At 54.6% G+C, this 23,557-nt stretch carries 20 protein-coding genes; 14 read left to right on the forward strand and 6 right to left on the reverse strand.

Going from position 1 to position 23,557, the window contains the following annotated elements; genetic code table 11:
* Nucleotides 1–89 precede the first annotated feature (89 nt).
* The 5 genes from lon to bolA form a co-directional block, all read right to left on the reverse strand.
* Nucleotides 90–2,444, reverse strand: coding sequence for an endopeptidase La (lon, locus tag DBY68_RS07000; protein ID WP_108474845.1), 2,355 nt, complete (start codon nucleotides 2,442–2,444; stop codon nucleotides 90–92).
* A 184-nt stretch (nucleotides 2,445–2,628) separates the two neighbouring features.
* Complete coding sequence (gene clpX, locus DBY68_RS07005; RefSeq protein ID WP_108474844.1) at nucleotides 2,629–3,903, reverse strand: ATP-dependent protease ATP-binding subunit ClpX; 1,275 nt, start codon at nucleotides 3,901–3,903, stop codon at nucleotides 2,629–2,631.
* A 128-nt stretch (nucleotides 3,904–4,031) separates the two neighbouring features.
* Nucleotides 4,032–4,655: an ATP-dependent Clp endopeptidase proteolytic subunit ClpP gene (clpP, locus tag DBY68_RS07010; RefSeq protein WP_003021624.1), complete on the reverse strand. Its 624-nt coding sequence runs from the start codon at nucleotides 4,653–4,655 to the stop codon at nucleotides 4,032–4,034.
* A 254-nt stretch (nucleotides 4,656–4,909) separates the two neighbouring features.
* Nucleotides 4,910–6,208 carry a trigger factor gene (gene tig, locus DBY68_RS07015; protein WP_108474843.1) on the reverse strand — a complete coding sequence of 433 codons (1,299 nt, stop codon included), beginning with the start codon at nucleotides 6,206–6,208 and terminating at the stop codon, nucleotides 4,910–4,912.
* Between the two features lie 337 nt (nucleotides 6,209–6,545).
* Nucleotides 6,546–6,863: a transcriptional regulator BolA gene (bolA, locus tag DBY68_RS07025; protein ID WP_108474842.1), complete on the reverse strand. Its 318-nt coding sequence runs from the start codon at nucleotides 6,861–6,863 to the stop codon at nucleotides 6,546–6,548.
* 299 nt (nucleotides 6,864–7,162) lie between these two features.
* On the opposite strand from bolA, the gene DBY68_RS07030 reads away from it, so the two are divergent.
* From DBY68_RS07030 to cyoE, 7 genes are all read left to right on the forward strand, one after another.
* On the forward strand, nucleotides 7,163–7,741 hold the full coding sequence (locus DBY68_RS07030; protein ID WP_108474841.1) for a lipoprotein: 579 nt from the start codon (nucleotides 7,163–7,165) through the stop codon (nucleotides 7,739–7,741).
* Nucleotides 7,742–7,789: 48 nt separating this feature from the next.
* A complete protein-coding gene (ampG, locus tag DBY68_RS07035) occupies nucleotides 7,790–9,265 on the forward strand; it encodes a muropeptide MFS transporter AmpG (RefSeq protein ID WP_108474840.1) in 1,476 nt (491 codons plus the stop codon).
* A 470-nt stretch (nucleotides 9,266–9,735) separates the two neighbouring features.
* Nucleotides 9,736–10,683, forward strand: a complete 948-nt coding sequence (cyoA, locus tag DBY68_RS07040) for a cytochrome o ubiquinol oxidase subunit II (RefSeq protein ID WP_108474839.1) — start codon at nucleotides 9,736–9,738, stop codon at nucleotides 10,681–10,683.
* 19 nt (nucleotides 10,684–10,702) lie between these two features.
* Complete coding sequence (cyoB, locus tag DBY68_RS07045) at nucleotides 10,703–12,694, forward strand: cytochrome o ubiquinol oxidase subunit I (protein WP_108474838.1); 1,992 nt, start codon at nucleotides 10,703–10,705, stop codon at nucleotides 12,692–12,694.
* A complete protein-coding gene (locus DBY68_RS07050; protein WP_108474837.1) occupies nucleotides 12,684–13,295 on the forward strand; it encodes a cytochrome o ubiquinol oxidase subunit III in 612 nt (203 codons plus the stop codon). Before cyoB ends, DBY68_RS07050 begins: the two co-directional genes overlap by 11 nt.
* Nucleotides 13,295–13,624 (forward strand): cytochrome o ubiquinol oxidase subunit IV, encoded by a 330-nt coding sequence (locus tag DBY68_RS07055; protein ID WP_108474836.1) that lies wholly within the window; start codon nucleotides 13,295–13,297, stop codon nucleotides 13,622–13,624. The genes DBY68_RS07050 and DBY68_RS07055 overlap by 1 nt, the downstream gene beginning before the upstream one ends.
* Nucleotides 13,625–13,635: 11 nt before the next feature.
* Nucleotides 13,636–14,526, forward strand: coding sequence for a heme o synthase (gene cyoE, locus DBY68_RS07060; protein ID WP_108474835.1), 891 nt, complete (start codon nucleotides 13,636–13,638; stop codon nucleotides 14,524–14,526).
* A gap of 68 nt (nucleotides 14,527–14,594) precedes the next feature.
* Here the strand turns inward: cyoE and DBY68_RS07065 are convergent, their stop codons facing one another.
* Nucleotides 14,595–15,353 (reverse strand): IclR family transcriptional regulator C-terminal domain-containing protein, encoded by a 759-nt coding sequence (locus tag DBY68_RS07065; protein ID WP_108474834.1) that lies wholly within the window; start codon nucleotides 15,351–15,353, stop codon nucleotides 14,595–14,597.
* A gap of 152 nt (nucleotides 15,354–15,505) precedes the next feature.
* Here DBY68_RS07065 and DBY68_RS07070 point away from each other — a divergent pair, with 152 nt between their 5' ends.
* The 7 genes from DBY68_RS07070 (at nucleotide 15,506) to DBY68_RS07100 (ending at nucleotide 23,306) form a co-directional block, all read left to right on the forward strand.
* Nucleotides 15,506–16,327 carry a shikimate dehydrogenase gene (locus DBY68_RS07070; protein WP_108474833.1) on the forward strand — a complete coding sequence of 274 codons (822 nt, stop codon included), beginning with the start codon at nucleotides 15,506–15,508 and terminating at the stop codon, nucleotides 16,325–16,327.
* The gene (locus tag DBY68_RS07075; RefSeq protein WP_108474832.1) at nucleotides 16,324–18,000 is read left to right on the forward strand and encodes an FAD-dependent oxidoreductase; all 1,677 of its coding nucleotides are present in this window, start codon (nucleotides 16,324–16,326) and stop codon (nucleotides 17,998–18,000) included. Before DBY68_RS07070 ends, DBY68_RS07075 begins: the two co-directional genes overlap by 4 nt.
* Before the next feature lie 13 nt (nucleotides 18,001–18,013).
* Nucleotides 18,014–18,334: an NIPSNAP family protein gene (locus DBY68_RS07080; protein WP_015965584.1), complete on the forward strand. Its 321-nt coding sequence runs from the start codon at nucleotides 18,014–18,016 to the stop codon at nucleotides 18,332–18,334.
* Between the two features lie 10 nt (nucleotides 18,335–18,344).
* Nucleotides 18,345–20,045, forward strand: coding sequence for an FAD-dependent oxidoreductase (locus DBY68_RS07085; RefSeq protein ID WP_108474831.1), 1,701 nt, complete (start codon nucleotides 18,345–18,347; stop codon nucleotides 20,043–20,045).
* 66 nt (nucleotides 20,046–20,111) lie between these two features.
* Nucleotides 20,112–20,915 carry a TIM barrel protein gene (locus tag DBY68_RS07090; protein ID WP_108474830.1) on the forward strand — a complete coding sequence of 268 codons (804 nt, stop codon included), beginning with the start codon at nucleotides 20,112–20,114 and terminating at the stop codon, nucleotides 20,913–20,915.
* 22 nt (nucleotides 20,916–20,937) lie between these two features.
* A complete protein-coding gene (locus DBY68_RS07095) occupies nucleotides 20,938–22,302 on the forward strand; it encodes an aromatic acid/H+ symport family MFS transporter (protein ID WP_108474829.1) in 1,365 nt (454 codons plus the stop codon).
* The gene (locus tag DBY68_RS07100) at nucleotides 22,299–23,306 is read left to right on the forward strand and encodes a Gfo/Idh/MocA family oxidoreductase (RefSeq protein ID WP_108474828.1); all 1,008 of its coding nucleotides are present in this window, start codon (nucleotides 22,299–22,301) and stop codon (nucleotides 23,304–23,306) included. The genes DBY68_RS07095 and DBY68_RS07100 overlap by 4 nt, the downstream gene beginning before the upstream one ends.
* Nucleotides 23,307–23,557: the final 251 nt, after the last annotated feature.

The following is a 23,557-nucleotide window of genomic DNA, read 5'->3' on the forward strand; positions in this document are numbered from 1 at the left end:
GGGTCTTAAAGTAGCGAGACAAAAAAAGGCTGGCAAGTGTGTTTTCACCTGCCAGCCCTGTTTTTATTGACGCTCTTTGCGCGAGGTCACTATTTTGCGGTTACAACCTGCATGCCAGTGGGCTCATTTTGCAGCGCAAGGGCCAGAACTTCCTCGATACGTTTCACCGGATGAATATCAAGATCGGCCAGAACGTTGTCCGGAATCTCTTCCAGATCGCGCTTATTCTCATCAGGAATCAGAACAGTCTTAATACCACCGCGGTGTGCTGCCAGCAGTTTTTCCTTCAGACCACCAATCGGCAGCACCAGGCCACGCAGCGTGATTTCCCCTGTCATTGCCACATCGGCACGAACCGGGTTGCCCGTCAGACAAGAAACCAGTGCAGTACACATGGCGATACCAGCGCTCGGGCCATCTTTCGGCGTTGCCCCTTCCGGCACGTGAACGTGGATATCGCGTTTTTCGTAGAAATCCGGGTTGATACCCAGTTTTTCTGCTCGCGCGCGAACCACGGTCAGCGCAGCCTGAATAGATTCCTGCATGACTTCGCCCAGGGAACCGGTATAGGTCAATTTACCTTTACCCGGCACACACGCGGTTTCGATGGTCAGCAGATCGCCACCCACTTCCGTCCATGCCAGGCCAGTCACCTGACCGACGCGGTTTTCGTCATCCGCACGACCGTAATCGAAGCGTTGAACGCCGAGGTAATCGTGCAGGTTGTCGCCGTTAATGTCGATGTGCTTCAGGGATTTATCCAGCAGCAGCTGTTTCACCGCTTTACGGCAAAGTTTCGAGATTTCACGCTCAAGGCTACGCACGCCCGCTTCACGGGTGTAGTAACGAATGATGCCGACAATCGCGCTGTCATCAACCGTCAGTTCGCCTTTTTTCAGGGCGTTACGTTCGATTTGCTTCGGCAGCAGGTGCTGTTTGGCAATGTTCAGTTTCTCGTCTTCGGTATAACCGGAGAGACGAATCACTTCCATACGGTCCAGCAGCGGCGCCGGAATGTTCATGGAGTTTGAGGTCGCAACGAACATCACGTCGCTGAGATCGTAATCCACTTCCAGATAGTGATCGCTGAACGCCACGTTCTGCTCTGGATCCAGCACTTCTAACAAAGCAGAAGCCGGATCGCCGCGCATGTCGGACGACATTTTGTCAATTTCATCGAGCAGGAACAGCGGGTTTTTAACGCCCACTTTCGCCATTTTCTGAATCAATTTACCCGGCATGGAGCCGATGTAGGTACGACGGTGACCGCGAATTTCCGCTTCGTCACGCACGCCGCCCAGCGCCATACGAATGTACTTACGTCCAGTCGCTTTGGCGATAGATTGACCCAGCGAGGTTTTACCCACCCCCGGCGGCCCAACCAGGCACAGAATCGGGCCTTTGATTTTGTTCACACGGCTTTGAACCGCAAGATACTCAAGGATACGGTCTTTCACACGTTCAAGGCCGTAGTGGTCGGTATCCAGGATTTCCTGCGCCTGACGAAGGTCTTTTTTAACCTTGCTACGCGCATTCCACGGCACCTGCACCATCCAGTCGATATACCCACGAACCACGGTCGCTTCGGCTGACATCGGTGACATCATTTTCAGCTTCTGCAGTTCGGCTTCGGTTTTCTCTTTCGCCTCTTTCGGCATTTTCGCCGCGTCGATCTTACGCTTCAGCGCTTCGTTTTCGTCTGGCGCGTCGTCCATCTCACCGAGTTCTTTCTGAATAGCTTTCATTTGCTCGTTCAGATAGTACTCACGCTGAGATTTTTCCATCTGCTTTTTGACGCGGTTGCGAATGCGTTTCTCAACCTGCAGCAGATCGATTTCCGACTCCATCATCGCCATCAGATATTCAAGGCGTTCATTGATGTCGGACATTTCGAGCACAGACTGCTTGTCCGCCAGTTTCAGCGGCATGTGCGCAGCGATGGTGTCAGCCAGACGTGCAGGGTCGTCGATGCTGTTCAGCGACGTCAGCACTTCTGGTGGGATTTTTTTGTTTAGCTTGATGTAGCCTTCAAACTGGCTAATCGCGGTACGAACCAGCACTTCCTGCTCGCGTTCGTCGATATCCGGTGATTCCAGATATTCCGCTTTTGCCGAAAAGTGTTCCCCGTTATCCGACAACGTGGTGATACGCGCACGCTGCAAGCCTTCAACCAGCACTTTGACAGTGCCATCCGGCAGCTTCAGCATTTGCAAAATAGAGGCCACGGTCCCGACGGTGAAAAGATCGTTTACACCCGGCTCATCCGTTGATGCTTCTTTCTGCGCAACCAACATGATTTTTTTATCATGATCCATGGCGGCTTCAAGGCAACGGATAGATTTTTCCCGCCCTACAAACAAGGGTATGACCATGTGCGGATAAACCACCACATCGCGCAACGGCAATACGGGGATTTCAATGCGTTCAGAACGCTCAGGATTCATAGAGCTCTCTCTTAGTTTAATGTCCGCCAGGTAATCAGATGACACAAGTGTGCGTCATGCCATCATTAACATGTATGTCAGTATATGGGGATGTATTCCACACATTCAACGCCATGATTACGGAAAAATAAAAGGGGAGATAAAATCCCCCCTTTTTGATTAACTGATTGTATGAATTGGCGAATTATTCACCAGAGGCTTGCTGCGCTTCCGGCTTACCGTAAATCAGCAGTGGCTTGCTCTGACCGCCAATGACCGCCTCATCGATAACCACTTTTTCGACGTCTTCCATGGAAGGCAGATCGTACATGGTATCGAGCAGCGCAGCTTCGACGATAGAGCGCAGACCACGCGCACCGGTTTTACGGATCATCGCTTTCTTGGCAATGGCGTCGAGCGCTTCATCGCGGAATTCGAGATCCACACCTTCCAGATTGAACAACGCCTGATACTGTTTGGTCAGGGCATTTTTCGGCTCTTTCAGGATCTGAATCAGCGCTTCTTCGCTCAGCTCATTCAGTGTTGCAACCACCGGCAGACGACCAATAAATTCCGGGATCAGACCAAATTTGATCAAATCTTCCGGCTCAACCTGCGTCAGCAGTTCGCCTTCGCTGGCTTTATCGGTTTTCGATTTCACGGTCGCGCCGAAGCCGATTCCGGAACCTGTTTCTACACGGTTAGCGATAACTTTATCGAGGCCCGCAAATGCGCCACCGCAGATAAACAGGATTTTGGAGGTATCAACCTGCAAGAACTCCTGCTGCGGATGTTTACGCCCACCCTGCGGTGGAACGGCAGCCACGGTGCCTTCAATCAGTTTCAGCAACGCCTGCTGTACGCCTTCGCCCGATACGTCACGGGTGATAGACGGGTTGTCAGATTTACGAGAAATCTTATCGATTTCATCGATGTAGACAATGCCGCGCTGGGCTTTCTGTACATCGTAATCGCATTTCTGCAGCAGCTTCTGAATGATGTTTTCGACGTCCTCACCCACATAACCGGCTTCGGTCAGGGTGGTGGCGTCTGCCATGGTGAACGGTACGTCCAGCAGGCGCGCCAGCGTTTCAGCCAGCAGCGTTTTACCGGAACCGGTCGGGCCAATCAGCAGAATGTTACTTTTGCCCAGTTCAACGCCATTGCTGGTATCACCGTTGCGCAGACGTTTGTAGTGGTTATACACCGCTACAGCCAGGACCTTTTTCGCCTGTTCCTGACCGATGACGTAGTCATCCAGGTGATGGCGAATTTCATGTGGCGTCGGCAATGCACTACGTTCACGATGCGGCGCCACTTCTTTAATCTCTTCGCGAATGATGTCGTTACACAAATCAACACATTCGTCGCAGATATACACTGACGGCCCGGCGATCAGCTTACGCACTTCGTGCTGGCTTTTGCCGCAAAAAGAGCAATACAACAGTTTGCCCGAACCATCTTTGCGTTTATCTGTCATGAGTCAAAACCTCTTTTTAAGTTCTTTGTGCCGCATATGACGACGCAAATGCCATTCTCAAGCGCAAGCCGCTTCGCAAGCGTTGTGCCGCCCATACATAGTATAGCGGCACACTCACGCTCTGGGCATCAATTACGATGGGTCAGGATGGAGTCGACCAGGCCGTACTCTACCGCCTCTGAAGCAGACAAGAAGCGATCGCGTTCGGTGTCGCGTTCGATCTGCTCAAGAGATTGACCCGTGTGGTGAGCCATAAGTTCATTCATGCGCCCTTTCACTTTCAGGATTTCGCGAGCATGGATTTCAATATCCGTCGCTTGCCCCTGATAGCCACCCAGCGGCTGGTGAATCATAACGCGTGAGTTAGGCAGACAGAAACGCTTACCCTTCGCCCCTGCGGTTAGCAGGAATGCGCCCATGGACGCCGCCTGGCCCATACAAATGGTGCTCACGTCAGGCTTGATGAACTGCATGGTGTCATAAATCGACATCCCGGCGGTGATGACGCCGCCTGGGGAGTTAATGTACAGGTAAATATCTTTTTCCGGGTTTTCCGCTTCCAGAAACAGCATCTGCGCCACGATCAGGTTCGCCATGTGGTCTTCCACCTGGCCGGTCAGAAAGATAACGCGCTCCTTAAGAAGACGGGAGTAGATATCAAAAGAACGTTCACCGCGGGAGGTCTGTTCGATGACCATCGGCACCAGGGCCATATGGGGTGCAAAGTTATCTCGTTCGCCACTGTATGACATTTCCGTCTCCTGGATAAAAAAATGAAACCTGCTGCACTGATTGTACCTTGTGGACGGTTTACCAGCCATCGCAGCTAATACTTCCCCTTTTATGGGGATGAATCCACCCTATTTCAAGCATAACAATATTTTGCCGTTACGCTAACACCGAAACTGTGTTTTATCACGCTTACGCTGTCTATCAGTGCGATAAAAAAAACCCGCTGCCGGAAGGCAACGGGTTTTTGCTCAAACTTTAAACGCAGGAAGCGAAATTACGCCTGCTGGTTCATCAGTTCGTTGAAGGAAGTTGCTTTTTCAGACACTTTCGCTTTTTCCAGAACCGCTTCAACAGCCTGTTCTTCCAGAGCGACGCTGCGCATATTTTCCATCAGTTCTTTGTTTTTGCTGTAGAACTCGATCACTTCTTTCGGATCTTCGTAGGCAGACGCCATTTCTTCGATCAGCGTTGCAACACGAGCTTCGTCAGCTTTCAGTTCGTTGGTGCGAATCACTTCGCCCAGCAGCAGACCCACGACGACGCGACGTTTAGCCTGTTCTTCGAACAGTTCACGCGGCAGTTCCATCGCTTGTTGCTGGTTGCCACCGAAACGCTGAGCAGCCTGGCGACGCAGAACGTCGATTTCGCTGTCAATCAGAGCAGCCGGAACGTCGATTTCGTTCGCTTTTACCAGACCTTCGATCGCCTGAGTTTTAACACGGTTACGTACAGCGCCTTTCAGCTCACGTTCCATGTTTTTACGCACTTCTGCGCGCAGACCTTCAACAGAACCATCTTCAACGCCGAAACGTTTGATGAATTCTTCAGTCAGTTCAGGCAGCTCACGTTCTTCAACTTTTTTCAGGTTGATAACGAATTTCGCCGCTTTACCTTTCAGGTTTTCAGCGTGGTATTCTTCCGGGAAGGTGACATCGATGGTGAACTCTTCACCCGCTTTGTGACCTTTGATACCGTCTTCGAAGCCTGGGATCATACGACCCTGACCCATTGCCAGTACGAAATCAGTCGCTTTGCCGCCTTCGAACTCTTCGCCATCTACAGAACCGGTGAAGTCAACGGTAACACGGTCTTCAGCGTCAACTGCGCCGTCTTTATCTTTCCAGTTCGCCTGCTGTTTACGCAGGGTATCCAGCATGCCGTCAACGTCGGCTTCGGTCACTTCAACAACCGGTTTTTCAACTTCGATGGCGTCCAGGCCTTTCAGCTCAACTTCCGGATACACTTCGAATTCAACCGCGTAGGTGAAGTCTTCGCCCAGTTTGTATTCGCCCGGAACGTAGTTCGGTGCGCCAGCCGGGTTGATTTTCTCTTTGATGATCGCATCAACGAAGTTGCGGCTCATCAGGTCGCCCAGCACGTCCTGGCGAACAGATGCGCCATAACGCTGAGCAACAACATTCATTGGTACTTTGCCCTTACGGAAGCCGTCAATGCGTACTTTTTTCGCTACGTTGACCAGCTCGCTTTTTACAGCAGTTTCGATGCTGTCAGCAGGGATAGTAATCGTTACGCGGCGGCCAAGGCCCTGAGTGGTTTCAACTGAAACTTGCATCTTGTTACCTCAAAAAATTCACAGTGCTCGGTCAACTCTGAGTTTTGCCTCGCAATACCGGGATGTCCTCTTTAAATCAGATTCACATTCCGTGTCGCCAGAATCATCCCGAAGACATTCCGAAAAATAAGACGCGCATTATAGCGACATCACTGATATGAGTCGAGAACGGTTGTTATGCCTGGATGCGGCTTTTTTCACAATTCCCGGCGAATTTTTGTCTTAAAAAGGTCAAAGTTGTCCATTTTTCAGACAAAACAAAACGGCCCGCAGGCCGTTTTCTCATAAATCTGTACGCAACATACTGGAAAAGTTCCGTTCGTTGCAAATGCCTTTTCTAGGCGAGACTTCCCGCGCCACGACAAGGCGGTGATGCGACGACAGTATCCTGTAACCCCTCCCACTCTTTATGCGTGTAGGTGTGCAACGCCAGGGCGTGCACCGTGGAAGCCAGCTCCTCCGCCAGGGTGCCATAAATCATGCGATGGCGATTGAGAAAACGTTCACCGGTGAAACGATCGCTGACCAGCACCACTTTGAAGTGGCTTTCCGAACCCGCCGGTACGTTGTGACGATAGCTCTCATCCGTCACTTCGAGGAACACAGGTTCAAACGCGGCCCGTAATTTTTCTTCTATATGTTCACGTATCATCATGAAGTTACTCCTCCGACAACGTTGAGATGCCGTCTATCCCTTTAAATGTTAGCCGCTTTTACCGTTTCCATTACACAAAAACAACAAAAAATTAGCGTTTGTCTGATGTAAAGGTACAAACCAATGAAGTTAACTGCCTTCTCATGCCTTATACGCCCCGCCGCCGCCAACATTGTTGCGGCATAAGGCTATAAAACGCACAACACGATGAATTTACATGCATTGCCTACTTCCCCTTGCCGTTGGCGATGATATGATGGCGGGAATTTTCAGTAAACAATGCGTTTGAGAGCCTGAACATGTTAAAAAAAATCCTCTTTCCCTTAGTAGCACTGTTTATGCTGGCAGGTTGCGCCACGCCGCCGACCACCATTGACGTGTCACCTAAGATGACTCTGCCACAGCAGGATCCTAGCCTGATGGGCGTTACCGTCAGCATCAACGGCGCCGACCAGCGTCAGGATCAGGCGCTGGCCAAAGTCACCCGCGATAACCAGCAGGTCACCCTGACGGCCTCTCGCGACCTGCGCTTCCTGTTACAGGAAGTGCTGGAAAAACAGATGACCGCGCGCGGTTATATGATTGGGCCTAACGGCGCGGTCGACCTGCAGATCATCGTCAGCAACCTGTACGCGGATGTTTCACAGGGCAACGTGCGTTACAACATCTCCACCAAAGCGGACATTGCCATCATCGCAACCGCGAAGAACGGCAATAAGATGACTAAAAACTATCGCGCCAGCTACTCCGTAGAAGGGGCTTTCCAGGCATCGAACAAAAATATCGCTAATGCAGTAAACAGCGTATTGACCGATACCATCGCAGATATGTCTCAGGACACCAGCGTCCACGACTTTATCAAGCAAAACGCGCGTTAATCCCACTTAAGCTGACCCGACTTCACGTCGGGTCAGTGCTATAAGAACATGTCCAGCCATTATTTACGTATTTTCCAACAACCGAAATCGGCCATTCTGCTGATTCTTGGTTTCGCCTCCGGTTTACCTCTTGCACTTACCTCCGGGACGTTGCAGGCGTGGATGACCGTTGAAAACATCGATCTGAAAACGATCGGCTTCTTCTCTCTCGTTGGTCAGGCTTACGTCTTTAAGTTTCTCTGGTCGCCGGTGATGGATCGCTATACGCCGCCGTTCCTGGGCCGCCGTCGCGGCTGGCTCCTGACCACGCAATGTTTACTGTTGATCGCCATTGCCGCGATGGGCTTCCTGGAGGCCGCCTCGCAGCTGCGCTGGATGGCGGCGCTGGCGGTCGTGATCGCCTTCTGCTCCGCTTCGCAGGATATTGTCTTCGACGCCTGGAAAACCGATGTCCTGCCTGCGGAAGAGCGCGGCGCAGGTGCAGCGATCAGCGTGCTGGGTTATCGCCTGGGGATGCTGGTTTCCGGCGGCCTCGCCCTGTGGCTGGCTGACAAGTATCTTGGCTGGCAGGGTATGTACTGGCTGATGGCGGCGCTGCTGGTGCCGTGTATTATCGCTACCCTTCTCGCACCGGAGCCCAGCGATGTTATTCCTGTGCCACGCAGCCTTGAACAGGCAGTCGTCGCACCGTTAAAAGATTTCTTTGGCCGCAACAATGCGTGGCTGATTTTGTTGTTGATCGTGATGTACAAGCTGGGCGATGCCTTCGCCATGAGTCTGACCACCACCTTTTTGATTCGCGGCGTCGGTTTTGATGCCGGAGAAGTCGGGATGGTGAACAAAACGCTTGGTCTGTTCGCCACGATTCTCGGCGCGTTGTACGGCGGGGTGTTAATGCAGCGTTTAACGTTGTTCCGCGCGCTGCTGATTTTCGGCATCCTGCAGGGCGCATCCAACGCTGGTTACTGGTTACTGTCGGTGACCGATAAACATCTCATCTCGATGGGCGCGGCAGTCTTCTTCGAAAACCTCTGCGGCGGAATGGGCACCGCGGCGTTTGTTGCACTGCTGATGACTCTCTGTAACAAGTCATTCTCAGCCACCCAGTTCGCTCTGTTATCGGCACTTTCTGCGGTGGGACGCGTCTACGTTGGCCCCATCGCCGGTTGGTTCGTTGAAGCGCACGGCTGGCCGACATTCTATCTGTTCTCGGTTGTCGCCGCCGCTCCGGGGATTTTACTGCTGCTCGTCTGCCGCCGGACGCTGGAATATACCCAGCAAACCGAGCAGTTTATGCCGCGCAGCACCTACAGCGGAGGTTATCGCTTTGCCCTGCGTCTGTTGCTTATTGGCGCACTGATATTAGGCGCATGGCTGATCATGCTGATAGTTGATGCACTGGAGCTGGCATCATTTTCCTTCTTAGCCGCCGTTCTGGAAGCCGGGGCATTGATTGCCATCGCGGGAATTCTGGTCGGTTGCGTGCTCGATTATCTTGCACTACGTAAAACACATCAGATGTAGCACAGCGCAAATCCCGTGAGCCCAGAGTAGTCACCGTAGGTTATTATTTTGGGCTCGCCATGAACCAACTGGATAATTTGTTGTTTCGTGCTTTTTAGAATTCTGGAAATTACTGGAACCAATAAAAAGTAGTTTATTTCGTTAACCGATTCAGCATCTGTTCTATTATTTTTCCTTTACTGATTTGTCGCTGTTTTGATGATTAATTGTTAATTATTTGTATATTATTGACAATGGTTATACCAATTGACATTTCATATCATCCTTTTATCCCCCTTTCGTTATAACGCCCGCCAAACGGGCGATCTGCCTGAAAAATAGACACAATTGGCAACATATGTGACATCAACGGCAGAACCCAGTAACAGATAACTGACAGAGAGCCATTCGCATTTACAGTAATGTAACTTTCCCGTAAAATACCCACACGCTTTAAGCGCCACCAAACCCCGTGGAATTGAGGTCGTTACATGAGACTCAGGAAATACAATAAAAGTTTGGGATGGTTGTCATTAATCGCAGGCACGGTTTTACTCAGTGGTTGTGATTCTGCACTTCTTGACCCCAAAGGACAGATAGGACTGGAGCAACGTTCGCTCATACTGACGGCTTTCGGCCTGATGTTGATTGTCGTTATTCCCGCCATCTTGATGGCAGTTGGTTTCGCCTGGAAGTACCGTGCGAATAATAAAGATGCGAAGTATAGCCCGAACTGGTCACACTCCAATAAAGTGGAAGCTGTGGTCTGGACGGTTCCTATCCTGATCATTCTTTTCCTCGCCGTACTGACGTGGAAAACCACGCACGCACTTGAACCAAGCAAACCGTTAGCCCATGACGAGAAGCCTATCACTATTGAAGTGGTTTCTCTGGACTGGAAATGGTTCTTCATCTATCCGGAACAGGGCATTGCTACCGTTAACGAAATCGCTTTCCCGGCGAACGTTCCGGTGCAGTTCAAAGTGACCTCGAACTCCGTGATGAACTCCTTCTTCATCCCGCGTCTGGGTAGCCAGATCTACGCGATGGCCGGTATGCAGACTAACCTGCACCTGATCGCGAACGAGCCGGGTATCTATGACGGTATTTCCGCCAGCTACAGTGGCCCGGGCTTCTCTGGTATGAAGTTCAAAGCCATTGCGACGCCGGATCGTGCCGCGTTCGACCAGTGGGTCGCGAAAGCGAAACAGTCTGCGAACACCATGGATGACATGGCGGCATTCGAGAAAGTGGCTGCACCGAGTGAATACAACAAGGTGGAGTACTTCTCCAGCGTGAAACCGGATTTGTTTAAGGCTATTACGGGCAAATTTATGTCTCACGACACAAACATGAACATGTCCCAACCGGCAGGCGAGCACGCAGCGCATGAAGGGATGGAAGGCATGGACATGAGCCACGCGGAAGCCGCTCACTAAGGGGCCGAGGAAGAAAACGATGTTCGGAAAATTGACACTGGATGCAGTGCCGTTCCATGAACCAATTGTCATGGTAACGATAGCTGCAATTATCGTCGGGGGACTGGCGATACTGGCAGCGATCACTTATTTCGGTAAGTGGAGCTACCTTTGGAAAGAGTGGCTGACCTCAGTCGACCACAAACGCCTTGGCATTATGTATGTCATCGTCGCTATCGTCATGCTGCTGCGTGGCTTTGCCGACGCCATCATGATGCGTAGCCAGCAGGCGCTGGCCTCTGCGGGCGAGGCGGGCTTCCTGCCGCCGCACCACTACGATCAGATCTTCACCGCTCACGGTGTAATCATGATCTTCTTCGTGGCGATGCCATTCGTAATCGGTCTGATGAACCTCGTGGTTCCGCTGCAGATTGGTGCGCGTGACGTTGCGTATCCGTTCCTGAACAACCTGAGCTTCTGGTTCACGGTTGTCGGTGTGATTCTGGTTAACCTTTCTCTGGGCGTCGGTGAGTTCGCGCAGACCGGTTGGCTGGCCTATCCGCCATTGTCGGGAATTGAATACAGCCCGGGCGTCGGGGTCGATTACTGGATATGGGCGTTGCAGCTCTCCGGTGTCGGTACAACGCTTACAGGTATCAACTTCTTCGTCACCATTATCAAGATGCGTGCACCGGGCATGACCATGTTCAAGATGCCGGTATTTACCTGGGCATCACTGTGCGCCAACATCCTGATTATTGCGTCCTTCCCAATTCTGACGGTTACCGTCGCGTTGCTGACCCTGGATCGCTATCTGGGCACCCATTTCTTCACCAATGATATGGGCGGCAACATGATGATGTACATCAACCTGATTTGGGCCTGGGGCCACCCGGAAGTGTACATCCTGGTTCTGCCAGTGTTCGGTGTCTTCTCCGAAATCGCGGCAACCTTCTCGCGTAAACGCCTGTTTGGCTACACCTCACTGGTGTGGGCGACCGTGTGTATTACCATCCTGTCGTTCATCGTTTGGCTGCACCACTTCTTTACGATGGGTGCGGGCGCGAACGTTAACGCCTTCTTCGGTATTACCACGATGATTATCGCCATCCCGACCGGGGTGAAGATCTTCAACTGGCTGTTCACCATGTACCAGGGCCGTATCGTATTCCACTCAGCGATGATGTGGACTATCGGCTTTATCGTGACCTTCTCTGTAGGGGGTATGACCGGCGTACTGCTGGCGGTACCGGGCGCAGACTTCGTGCTGCACAACAGCCTGTTCCTGATTGCGCACTTCCATAACGTGATCATCGGTGGTGTGGTCTTCGGTTGCTTCGCTGGCCTGACCTACTGGTGGCCGAAAGCCTTTGGTTTCACCCTGAACGAAACCTGGGGTAAACGTGCATTCTGGTTGTGGATCATCGGCTTCTTCGTGGCGTTCATGCCGCTGTATGTGCTGGGCTTTATGGGGATGACCCGTCGCCTCAGCCAGCAGATTGACCCGCAGTTCCACACCATGCTGGTTGTTGCAGCCTGTGGTGCGGCGCTGATTGCTTTGGGTATCCTGTGCCAGCTGATTCAGTTCTACGTGTCTATTCGCGACCGCGATCAGAACCGTGACCTGACCGGTGACCCATGGGGTGGCCGTACGCTGGAGTGGGCAACCTCTTCCCCGCCTCCGTTCTATAACTTTGCCATTGTGCCGCAGATCCATGAACGCGATGCATTCTGGGAAATGAAAGAGAAAGGCGAAGCGTACAAACAGCCAGCGAAATATGAAGAAATTCATATGCCGAAAAACAGCGGTGCAGGCATCGTGATTGCCGCCTTCGCCACTCTCTTCGGTTTCGCCATGATCTGGCATATCTGGTGGATGGCAATCGTCGGCTTCGCGGGCATTGTTATCAGCTGGATTGTGAAAAGCTTCGACGAGGACGTGGACTACTACGTGCCGGTCGCTGAAGTCGAAAAACTGGAAAACCAGCATTTCGATGAGATTTCTAAGGCAGGGCTGAAAAATGGCAACTGATACTCTGGCGCATAACGCCCACGCGCACGAACATGGGCACCACGATGCAGGCCCGAATAAGGTATTCGGTTTCTGGATCTACCTGATGAGCGACTGTATTTTGTTCGCCTGTCTGTTCGCTACTTACGCGGTGCTGGTAAACGGCACTGCGGGCGGCCCGACCGGTAAGGACATCTTCGAACTGCCGTTCGTTCTGGTGGAAACCTTCCTGCTGCTGTTCAGCTCCATCACCTATGGCATGGCGGCTATCGCCATGTACAAAAACAACAAGAGCCAGGTCGTTTCCTGGCTCGCCCTGACCTTCCTCTTTGGTGCAGGGTTCATCGGGATGGAAATCTATGAATTCCATCATCTGATTGCTGAAGGTATGGGCCCGGATCGCAGTGGCTTCCTTTCCGCGTTCTTCGCGCTGGTCGGTACCCACGGTCTGCACGTCACCTCTGGTCTTATCTGGATGGCGGTGCTGATGATTCAGGTTTCCCGTCGCGGGCTGACCAGTACTAACCGCACCCGTATCATGTGCCTGAGTCTGTTCTGGCACTTCCTGGACGTGGTTTGGATCTGTGTGTTCTCTGTAGTTTATCTGATGGGGGCGATGTAATGAGTCATTCTACCGATCACAACGGCGCATCCCACGGCAGCGTGAAGTCCTATATGACGGGCTTCATCCTGTCCATCATCCTGACGGTTATTCCGTTCTGGATGGTGATGACGGGTTCCGCGTCGCCGGCGGTGATTCTGGGAACCATTCTGGTAACGGCGGTGGTGCAGATTCTGGTACACCTGGTGTACTTCCTGCACATGAACTCGAAGTCTGACGAAGGCTGGAACCTGACTGCGTTTATCTTCACCGTGATCATCATTGCCATCGTGGTTGTGGGCTCCATCTGGATTATGTGGAACCTGAACTACAACATGATGGTTCACTAAGAGCGGCAAGTATGATGTTTAAGCAATACCTGCAAGTAACGAAACCAGGCATCATTTTTGGCAACCTGATCTCCGTGATCGGCGGTTTCCTGCTGGCCTCCAAGGGCAGCATTGATTATCCGCTGTTTGTCGCGACGCTGATTGGCGTGTCTCTGGTGGTCGCCTCGGGTTGTGTATTCAACAACTACATCGATCGTGACATCGACCGTAAGATGGAACGTACGAAAAACCGAGTGCTGGTCAAAGGACTGATGGCGCCTAAAACGTCGCTGGTCTATGCCACCTTGCTGGGTATTGCTGGCTTCATGCTGCTGTGGTTCGGCGCTAACCCGCTGGCCTGCTGGCTGGGCGTGATGGGGTTTGTGGTTTATGTCGGCGTTTACAGCCTGTACATGAAACGCCACTCCGTCTACGGCACGCTGATTGGCTCTCTCTCCGGCGCTGCGCCGCCGGTGATTGGCTACTGCGCGGTGTCCGGTACGTTTGACAGCGGCGCGGCTATCCTGCTGGCAATTTTCAGCCTCTGGCAGATGCCTCACTCCTACGCCATCGCGATTTTCCGCTTCAAGGATTATCAGGCGGCGAACATTCCGGTTCTGCCGGTGGTGAAAGGCATTTCGGTGGCGAAAAACCACATCACGCTGTACATCGTGGCGTTTGCAATCGCCACGTTGATGCTGACGCTTGGCGGCTACGCAGGGTATAAATACCTGATTGTTGCCGCGGCGGTCAGCGTGTGGTGGCTCGGCATGGCGCTGCGCGGTTATAACGTGGAAGATGATAAGGTCTGGGCGCGTAAGCTCTTCGGCTTCTCCATCATCGCCATTACTGCACTCTCAGTCATGATGTCCATCGACTTTATGGTTCCGAACTCCCAAAGCCTGCTGACGTACGTCTGGTAAGGTTTTAAGGATGTGAAAAAACCCGCTGCGGCGGGTTTTTTATTGTCTGTGAGTATGAAGTTGAGGGTCTAACTCACCAGCATCTCCCGCGCGCTATACAGCAAATCCAAATGATCGCGGCACAGCGCCTCCAGCGAGGTACGCGACTGATGGCTGGTTAAACTCAACGCGCCCCAGTACAGCCCTTCCCTGTCGGCCAGCGGCACGGCGACCACCAGCATGCCAATTTCAAATTCCTGCTCGATGGTGGCGTAGCCCTGCTGACGCACCAGCGCAATACGCGCCATCAGCTCATCAATCTCGACGGCGGTGTAAGGCGTGCGACGTTCGCGTTTGACTTGCTTCAGCACCGCTTCACACTCCGCTTCCGGCAGTGACGCCAGCCACAAACGCCCACCCGCGGTGCAGTACACCGGCACACGCTCGCCAAGGCGCACAGAGGTTGAGTTAAACGGCGTATGTTTACTGCGCGCGATATACACCAGCTCGTTTTCATCAATCACCCCTACCGACGCATGCTCCTCCGTTCGGCTGGCGATGTACTCAACGATGGGGCGCACCATGCGTGGAAACTGGGCGGAATCGACGTACGCCTGCCCCAGCCGCAGCGCTTTGGGCGTCAGCCAGTAGTAGCGACCATCGGTGCAAAGATAACGATCGTGAACCAGCGTCAGAAAGAATCGACGCGCCGCACTCTGCGTCAGGCCGCTCAGTTTTGCCGCCTGCGGTACCGTCAGACGGGGATGTTCTTTGGAGAAAAGCTGAATAATCGCCAGCCCTTTTTGCAGGCCGACAATCAAATCGCGGGAATGAATCTGATTTTGCATAGTTGTTCACACTTTCGCAACAAACAAGCCCATTTACTGCGATTATCGCACTGTTAGTGCGATTAACAACCCACCTGTCCGAATTCTGCGTTGTTGGTCACCGGATCCACTGAAATACTCATTAAACATTTAATTAACAAGTGAGGTGAGAAATGGTCAGTGGATTTACGCAAATTGTTGCTGTGCTCGGGCATCCCATCACCCAGGTGAAATCACCGGAAAACTTCAACCGTTACTTTACTGAGGCGCAGATGGACAAGGTGATGATCCCGGTCGATATTGCCCCGGAAGCGGTTGCCGATTATCTGAATGCTCTGCGCGGCTGGCAGAACATGAGCGGCGTGCTGGTGACCGTACCCCATAAACAGCGCGTCGCAGGACTATTGGACAGCCTGACGCCGCGCGCGCGTCACCTTAATGCAGTAAATGTGGTGCGTAAGCTGGCTGATGGTCGCCTGGAAGGTGACATGCTCGACGGTGTGGGATTCCGGCTTGCCGCCGAAGCGCACGATTTTACCGCCGCCGGTAAACGCGCGTTGTTGTCTGGCTGCGGCGGCGTGGGTAGCGCGATTGCCTGGGGATTGTGTGAAGCGGGTATCAGCCATCTGGCGCTGCATGACAGGGATAATGCCATGCGTCAGCGCCTGGAAAACCGTCTGGCGACGCATTTTCCGCAAGTCCATCTCGGTGAACTGCCCGCTACCCTTGAAGGCCTCGACCTGCTGGTGAACGGCTCTCCGGCAGGAATGCAGGGTTTTGATCCGCTACCGTTGCCGCAACCGCTGCTCGATACGTTGCAAAACAGCACCCACGTAGCCGATGTAGTAACAGCGCCGGTGATCACCCCGCTGCTGGCCTTTGCGCAAACGCGCGGCTGCAGCGTGCAAACGGGCCCGGAAATGGCGCTAGCGCAGATGAAACTGATGGGCCAGTTTATTGGCGCAATGCCTGGCGAGCACGAGGTAGCCGCATGAAAAGCTGGGATGTGATCGTGATCGGCAGCGGCGCGGCGGGCTTTGCTACCGCGGTCACGGCCTGCTGCAAAGGCTTGTCGGTGCTGATGCTGGAGAAAGCCCCCCACTTTGGCGGCACATCGGCGATTTCCGGCGGCGCGGTGTGGATCAACGATACCGATCAGGCTCGCGAAGCGGGCAAAAGCGGTTCACCAGACGCCATCAAAACCTACCTGCGCACCATTATTGGTGACACAAACTATCGCCCGGCACTGGTTGATGCATTTGTCGAATCGGGACGTGAGGCGCTGGCCTTTCTTGAACAAGAAGGTGCGGTGAAATACAGCCTGCGCCCGCTTTCGCCCGATTATTATCCTGATGAAGCCGGGGCGGTAGATGTCGGGCGCGCGCTGGAAGTCGTTGAGTTTGATGGCCGCGAATTGGGCGAGCACTTCAACACGCTGCGCTCTCCACCGCCAGGCATGCTGTTGTTTGGCGGCATGATGGTCAATCGCGTCGACATTCAACACTTCCTGGATATGCGCCGTTCATGGACGTCCTTTCGCCACTGTTCGCGCCTGCTGCTGCGCTACGGCCGAGATCGCCTGCGTCACCCTCGCGGGACACGTCTGGCGATGGGCAACGCGCTAATTGCACGAATGGCGACGCTGGCCCTGCGCAAAGGGCTGGATCTGGCGCTGAATGTCAACGTCACCGCGTTAATTGAAGAACAGGGGCGCGTCACTGGCGTCACCCTCAAACGCGAAGGCAAAGAAGAACAACTGCACGCACGCTGCGGCGTCGTGCTGGCGGCAGGCGGTTTTGCCGCCGGGCAGATTGCCGCGCGGTTCCGTCCGGCGACACAGCAACATTTCACCATGTCGCCCACCACCAACGATGGCGCAGCATTTCAACTGGCGAGCCGCGTCGGCGCGCAAGAAGGCCCCGATCTTCCTTCTAACTTTTTCTGGGCCCCGGTTTCGGTTTTACGTCACCCGGACGGCACGGAAGAGCGCTTCCCACATCTGGTTACCGATCGCGCAAAACCGGGCGTTATTGCCGTCAATCAACGCGGCGTTCGCTTTGTGAACGAGTCGAACTCCTACCATCACTTCGCCAGCGCGATGCAGCAGCAGCCGGAAAACGCGCCCTGCTATCTGATTGGCGATGCACTGGCGATGAAAAATTACGGCCTCGGCCTCGCGCGTCCGGCACCGGTCAATAACGATGCGCTGGTAAAAGCGGGATATTTACACAAAGCCGATACCCTCGCCGCACTCGCGCTGCAGCTCAATCTCGATCCTCGCACGCTGGAAGAGACCGTAGCACGTTATAACCGCGATGCGGCTAACGGTACCGACAGCGAGTTTCGAAAAGGCGGGAACAGTTACAACCGGGCGATGGGCGACCCGGCGCATCAGCCAAACGCCTGTAACGCGCCGCTCAGTCAGGGCCCGTTCTACGCAATCACCCTCTACACCGGCGATTTAGGCACCTCGCGCGGGTTGATGACCTCCGCCGACGCACAGGTGCTGAATCAACAAAACGAAGCCATTCCGGGCCTGTATGCGGTCGGTAATGACATGGATTCGATAATGGCCGGTACCTATCCCGGCCCCGGCATAACGCTCGGCCCGGCGCTCACTTTCGGCTATCTCGCCGCAAAACATATGGTTCAACAACAATCCCTTTAACCTGGAGCACGACATGATCTACGAAAAACGCACTTACACCATCAATCCCCTGAAAATGGCTGACTGGCTGGCGCTGTATAAAAGTGATGCCTATGCGGTGCAAACCGAGCATCTCGGCAAACTGATTGGCTTCTTCTTTACGGAAATTGGCGTGGTGAATCAGGTGGTGCATATCTGGGCGTATGAAAGCCTGGATGACCGCCTGGTTCGCCGTGGCCGCATGGCCCAGGACGAACGCTGGCTGACCTTCTCGCGTAAAAACCGTGAGCTGGCGGCGGTTGAGCGTCTGGAATCGGTGCTGATGCGCCCCACCGATTTCTCGCCTCTGCAATAAGGAGCACATCATGAGCAGGCAGGTAAAGGTAGATGTTCTGGTGGTCGGGTCAGGCGCTGCGGGGTTATCCGCCGCCGTGACCGCCGCGCTGCACGGCGCGAGCGTGCTGGTCGCGGAAAAAGAGCCGGTGATTGGCGGAACCAGCGCCTGGTCCGGCGGTTGGTTATGGATCCCGCGTAATCCACTGGCGCGAGAAGAAGGCATCAATGAGGATGAAGACGCTCCCCTCACCTACCTGAACGCGGAAATGGATGGCCGCCCTGCTGATGCGCGCTTGCAGACATTTCTGCGCTACGGCCCGGAGATGGTCGAGTTCTTCCGCAGCAATACCGCAGTGCAGTTTCTTTCCGGCAGCAAAATGCCGGATTTCCACAACTCCCCCGGTTTTGCCACCGGCGGGCGTTCGGTCACCGCACAGCCTTACGATGGTCGAGGGCTGGGTAACTGGCTGCACCGTTTACGCGCCCCACTGGAGACCATCAGTCTGGCAGGAATGGGGATTGCGGGCGGCGCGGATATGGCGCATTTTTTCAACGCGACCCGTTCGCCGCGTTCTGCGTTCTACGCCACCCGACGCCTGCTGCGCCACAACTGGCAGCGTCTGCGTTACGGACGCGGGCAACATCTGGTGAACGGCAATGCGCTGGTCGCGCGCTTGCTGCGCTCGGCGCTGGATGCAGACGTTCAGTTCCTGTTGAACGCCCCGGTTGCGCGCTTGCTGAAGCACAACGATCAGGTTATTGGCGCGGTGCTCGATAGCGACGAAGGCGAGATAACCATCAGCGCTGGCGCGGTGGTACTGGCCTGCGGCGGCTTCCCACATGATAAAGCCCGGCTGGCGCAGGAGGTGGCGCACGCGCGTCATGGCTACGGTCACTTCTCTGCCGCGCCGCCGGGAAACCAGGGCGATGGCATTCGACTGGGCGAGGCGGCTGGAGGTCATTTTGAGCGCAATCTCAAACATCCCATGGCCTGGGCACCGGTTTCCCGCGTCACGCTGGCCAGCGGCTTACAGCTTGCGTTCCCGCATCTGGTTGAGCGTGCCAAACCGGGGTTTATCGCCGTATTACCGAATGGTAAACGCTTCACCAACGAAGCCGATTCCTATCACGATTTTATCGCCGCGTTAATTACCGCCACCCCGGAAGGGGAAAAACCACAGGCGTGGCTGCTGGCAGATCAGCGCACGCTGAGCCGTTACGGGTTAGGTCATGCTCGCCCCACGCCGTTTAACGTTAAGGCCTGGCTGCGTAACGGCTATCTGCAGTCCGGCGAAACGCTGGAAGCGCTGGCAAAAAAATGCGGGATTAATGAAGCCGCACTGATTGAAACCGTCGCACGCTTCAACGGTTATGCCGAACGCGGCGTGGATGATGAGTTTCAACGCGGCGCATCCGCCTATAACTGTGCGCAGGGCGATGCCACCCATCACCCCAGCCCAACGCTGGGTGCGATAAAACAGGGGCCGTTTTACGCCGTGCGTATTCTGCCAGGCTCGCTGGGATCGTTCAGCGGCCTGCTGACCGATGAACGAGCGCAGGTGCTCAACGACCAACACCAGCCCATCCCCGGCCTGTACGCCGTGGGGAACGATATGTCGAGCGTGATGCAGGGGTTCTACCCCAGCGGCGGCATTACGCTTGGCCCGGCCATGACCTTCGGGTACCTGGTGGGAAAAAACCTTGCCGCAAACATAACAAAAACAGCGTAACTCATCGCTTTGCCAGGGACGGTAAAAATAGAAAAACATCTTACCTGCAACTGTACTGGAGTCCCTATGAACACGCGTTCTTTGTCTCTCGCTGCCCTGACGATGCTCGATGTTCCGCCACCGGAACAGGTGCGTATCGCCGCCAAAACGGGTTTTACGCATGTTGGCCTGCGCCTGCTTCCTGCTACCCCGACAGACCCTGACTACGATATGTTGGGCGACACTGCTACCGTACGCGAAACCCTCGCCGCTCTGCGTGAGACGGGCGTTCGCGTGTCGGACGTGGAGATTGTTCGCCTGACGCCAGACTTCAATCTGGAAGCGCTTCACACGTTTCTGGAAACATCCGCACGTCTTGAAGCGCAACAGGTACTGGTCGCCGGCAATGACGAAAACGTCACACGCTGCGCGGAGAATCTGGCGCGTCTGGCACAGGCCGGGAAACAGTACGGCCTGACCATGAACCTCGAACCGATGCCGTGGACGGCGGTGAAAACCGTACACGACGCGCAGACGGTGATCACCGCCAGCGGCCAGAACAACGTCGGCATTCTGGTCGATGCTATCCATTTTTGGCGCGCGGGAGAATCACTGACAACGTTAGCGGATATTCCCGCCGCGCAATTGAACTATATGCAGTTGTGTGATGCTCCCGCGCAAATGCCTGACACCACCGATGAGCTGATTTACCAGGCGCGCAGCGCACGAAAAGTGCCGGGCGAAGGCGGCCTCGATTTACGCGGTTTGCTGGCAGCGTTGCCTGCCACAATCCCCGTGTCTCTCGAAGTCCCGCTGGCAGGCGCACAAGGTGCCCTTCCCGCTCACCAACGCGCACAGCTGCTGTTTAACGCCGCGCAGTCCTTCCTGTGAATCACTCACCCGAGGAATCGTTATGGCACAGACTCAACGCCTGGACGTCAGAGAGTTAATCAATACCCAGCCACTTAGCCGCTATCAGAAGCTGGTGATTTTTTTAGGGTTTGCCGTGATTGCGCTGGACGGTTTTGATATCGCCATCATGGGATTTATTGCCCCAGTGCTGAAACAGGAATGGGGCGTCAGCAACCATGAACTGGGCTTTGTGATCAGCACCGCGCTGATTGGCCTGGCGCTGGGGGCCATGTTCTCCGGCCCACTTGCCGACTGGCTGGGGCGCAAGAAGATCATCATCAACAGCGTGTTCTTCTTCGGGTTCTGGACGGTTGCCACCGCTTTTTCGCAAAACATCGAACAGATGATTTTCTTCCGCTTTATGACCGGGTTGGGTCTCGGTGCCGCGATGCCTAATATCAGTACGCTGGTCTCGGAATATGCGCCTGAACGGAAGCGCTCGTTCATCATCACCGTGATTTTCTGCGGTTTCACCTTCGGGGCGGCGATTGGCGGTTTTACCGCGTCATGGCTGATCCCCCTGTATGGCTGGCATTCACTGATGGCGCTGGGCGGTATTTTGCCACTGTTGTTTGTGCCGATTTTGTTGTGGAAGCTGCCGGAATCCGTGCGTTTTCTGGTGATTAAGCAAGCTCCCGCCAGGCAGATATGCGCGATCCTCCAGCGGCTCTATCCGGGCAAAATAAGCGATAACGTCAGCTTCGTATTGCCAACACAGCCTGTCAGCGGGAATGCGATGCGTATTGTACTGTCGCCTCAGTACCGTTTCGGCACCCTGATGCTGTGGCTGGTCTACTTTATGGGACTATTTCTGGTTTACATCCTCGGCAGTTGGCTGCCGACGCTGGTAAAAGAGATTGGTCTCACCGTGAGCCAGGCAGCCATTATGACTGCGATTTATCAGGCCGGTGGCACGGTAGGCTCGTTGTTCGCCGGGTGGTTAATGGATCGCATTAATCCACATCGGGCTCTGGGAGCCATTTTTGCGGTTGGCGGGCTGGTGACGATGGCGATTGGTTTTGCGGCCGCCAGCTTCACCCTACTGTGCCTGCTGGCGCTGATTAGCGGTGCCTGCCTGAACGGTGCGAATACCGGCATGAACGCGCTCTCTGCACGCTTTTATCCCACCCAGGCGCGCGCCACCGGTTCAAGCTGGATGCACGGTGTCGGGCGTATCGGGGCGATCCTCAGCGCCTTTGCTGGCGCTGAAATGCTGGCGATGGATCTCAAATTTGAAACCGTCTTCCTGCTGCTTGGCATTCCGGCGTTGCTCACTGTGCTTGGCGTCGCGGCAAAAGGCTGGTTTGCCTCAGGCCAACCCGACAATGTTCCTCCCGTTACCACCTCGCTCAGGAGCCCATCATGAATTCGACACGACTCGCCGTTATCGGCGCGGGCGCTATCGGGCGCAAACATATTGACGTGATTCAGCAGGCGTCAGAGGCCACGCTGGTGGCGCTTGCCGATCCTTCCGACCAGGCGCGGGAACTGGCCGCCGATCTCGATGTGCCGTGGTTTGCCGACGTTGAAGCAATGCTGGATGAAATCAGGCCAGACGGAGTGATTAACGCTACACCGAACATGCTGCATGTGCCCTGTGCGCTGGCCTGTGTAAAACGCGGTATTCCGGTGCTGGTGGAAAAACCGGTGGCAGAATCCCCTGAACGCGCGCGTGAACTGGTGGACGCCGCGCTTGCGCACAACGTGCCGGTTTTAGTCGGCCATCATCGCCGCCACAATGCGCTAACGGCGGCGGCGAAAACACTCATCGACAGCGGTAAACTCGGCAATATCGTCGCCGTTTCCGCCCACTGGATACTGCAAAAGCCGGAGGACTATTTTGAGGTAAGCTGGCGACGCGAGCCCGGCGCAGGGCCGCTGCTGGTTAACCTGGTGCACGATATCGACCTGATGCGCTATTTACTGGGCGAAATTGAAGAGGTGCAGGCAATGGCCTCCAGCGAAACGCGCGGATTTGCTAACGAGGACAGCGCGGTGGTGAATCTGCGTTTCGCACGCGGCACGCTGGGCAGCGCGGTATTAAGCGATTGCAGCGTTAGCCCGTGGAGTTGGGAAATGAACTCGGCGGAGAACCCGATTTACGCGCATACACCGGAAAACTGCTACCTGATTTCCGGCACGCTGGGCGCGCTGGCGATACCGCAGATGCGCTGGTGGCACTACGGTGAGAAAAGCGGCTGGCACGAGCCGCTTATCAGTGAGACGTTGCATATCAACGCCATCGATCCGTTCATCCTGCAACTGAATCACTTTATTGCCGTCATTCGGGGTGAGGCGACGCCAATTATTGACGCCGCCGATGCACTGCGTTCGCTCGAGGTGATCGACGAGATCCGTCAGGCTATCTGACCTTCAAACCGGGGCCCCACACAGGTAATACCGGTCAGTTAAGCGCAAAGTTCCGTTCACTTTATGTTTTGCGCTACATGTGGCATCTGCGTCAGTGAACGGGTAAAGGGGGGTCAAGCGCGCCCCCCCTTCGCCAATCCAGCGGGGACTCGTCGGTTTCAGATACATTGGTTTTTGCTGTTAAATTAAAGACCGCACCGCCGTTGATGGCGTCAAAATCGCCGAAGCGTTCCCTGGAGGCCGGGGCAGCC

The organism is Pseudocitrobacter sp. RIT415, assembly GCF_003057695.2.
Lineage (GTDB): Bacteria > Pseudomonadota > Gammaproteobacteria > Enterobacterales > Enterobacteriaceae > Pseudocitrobacter > Pseudocitrobacter faecalis.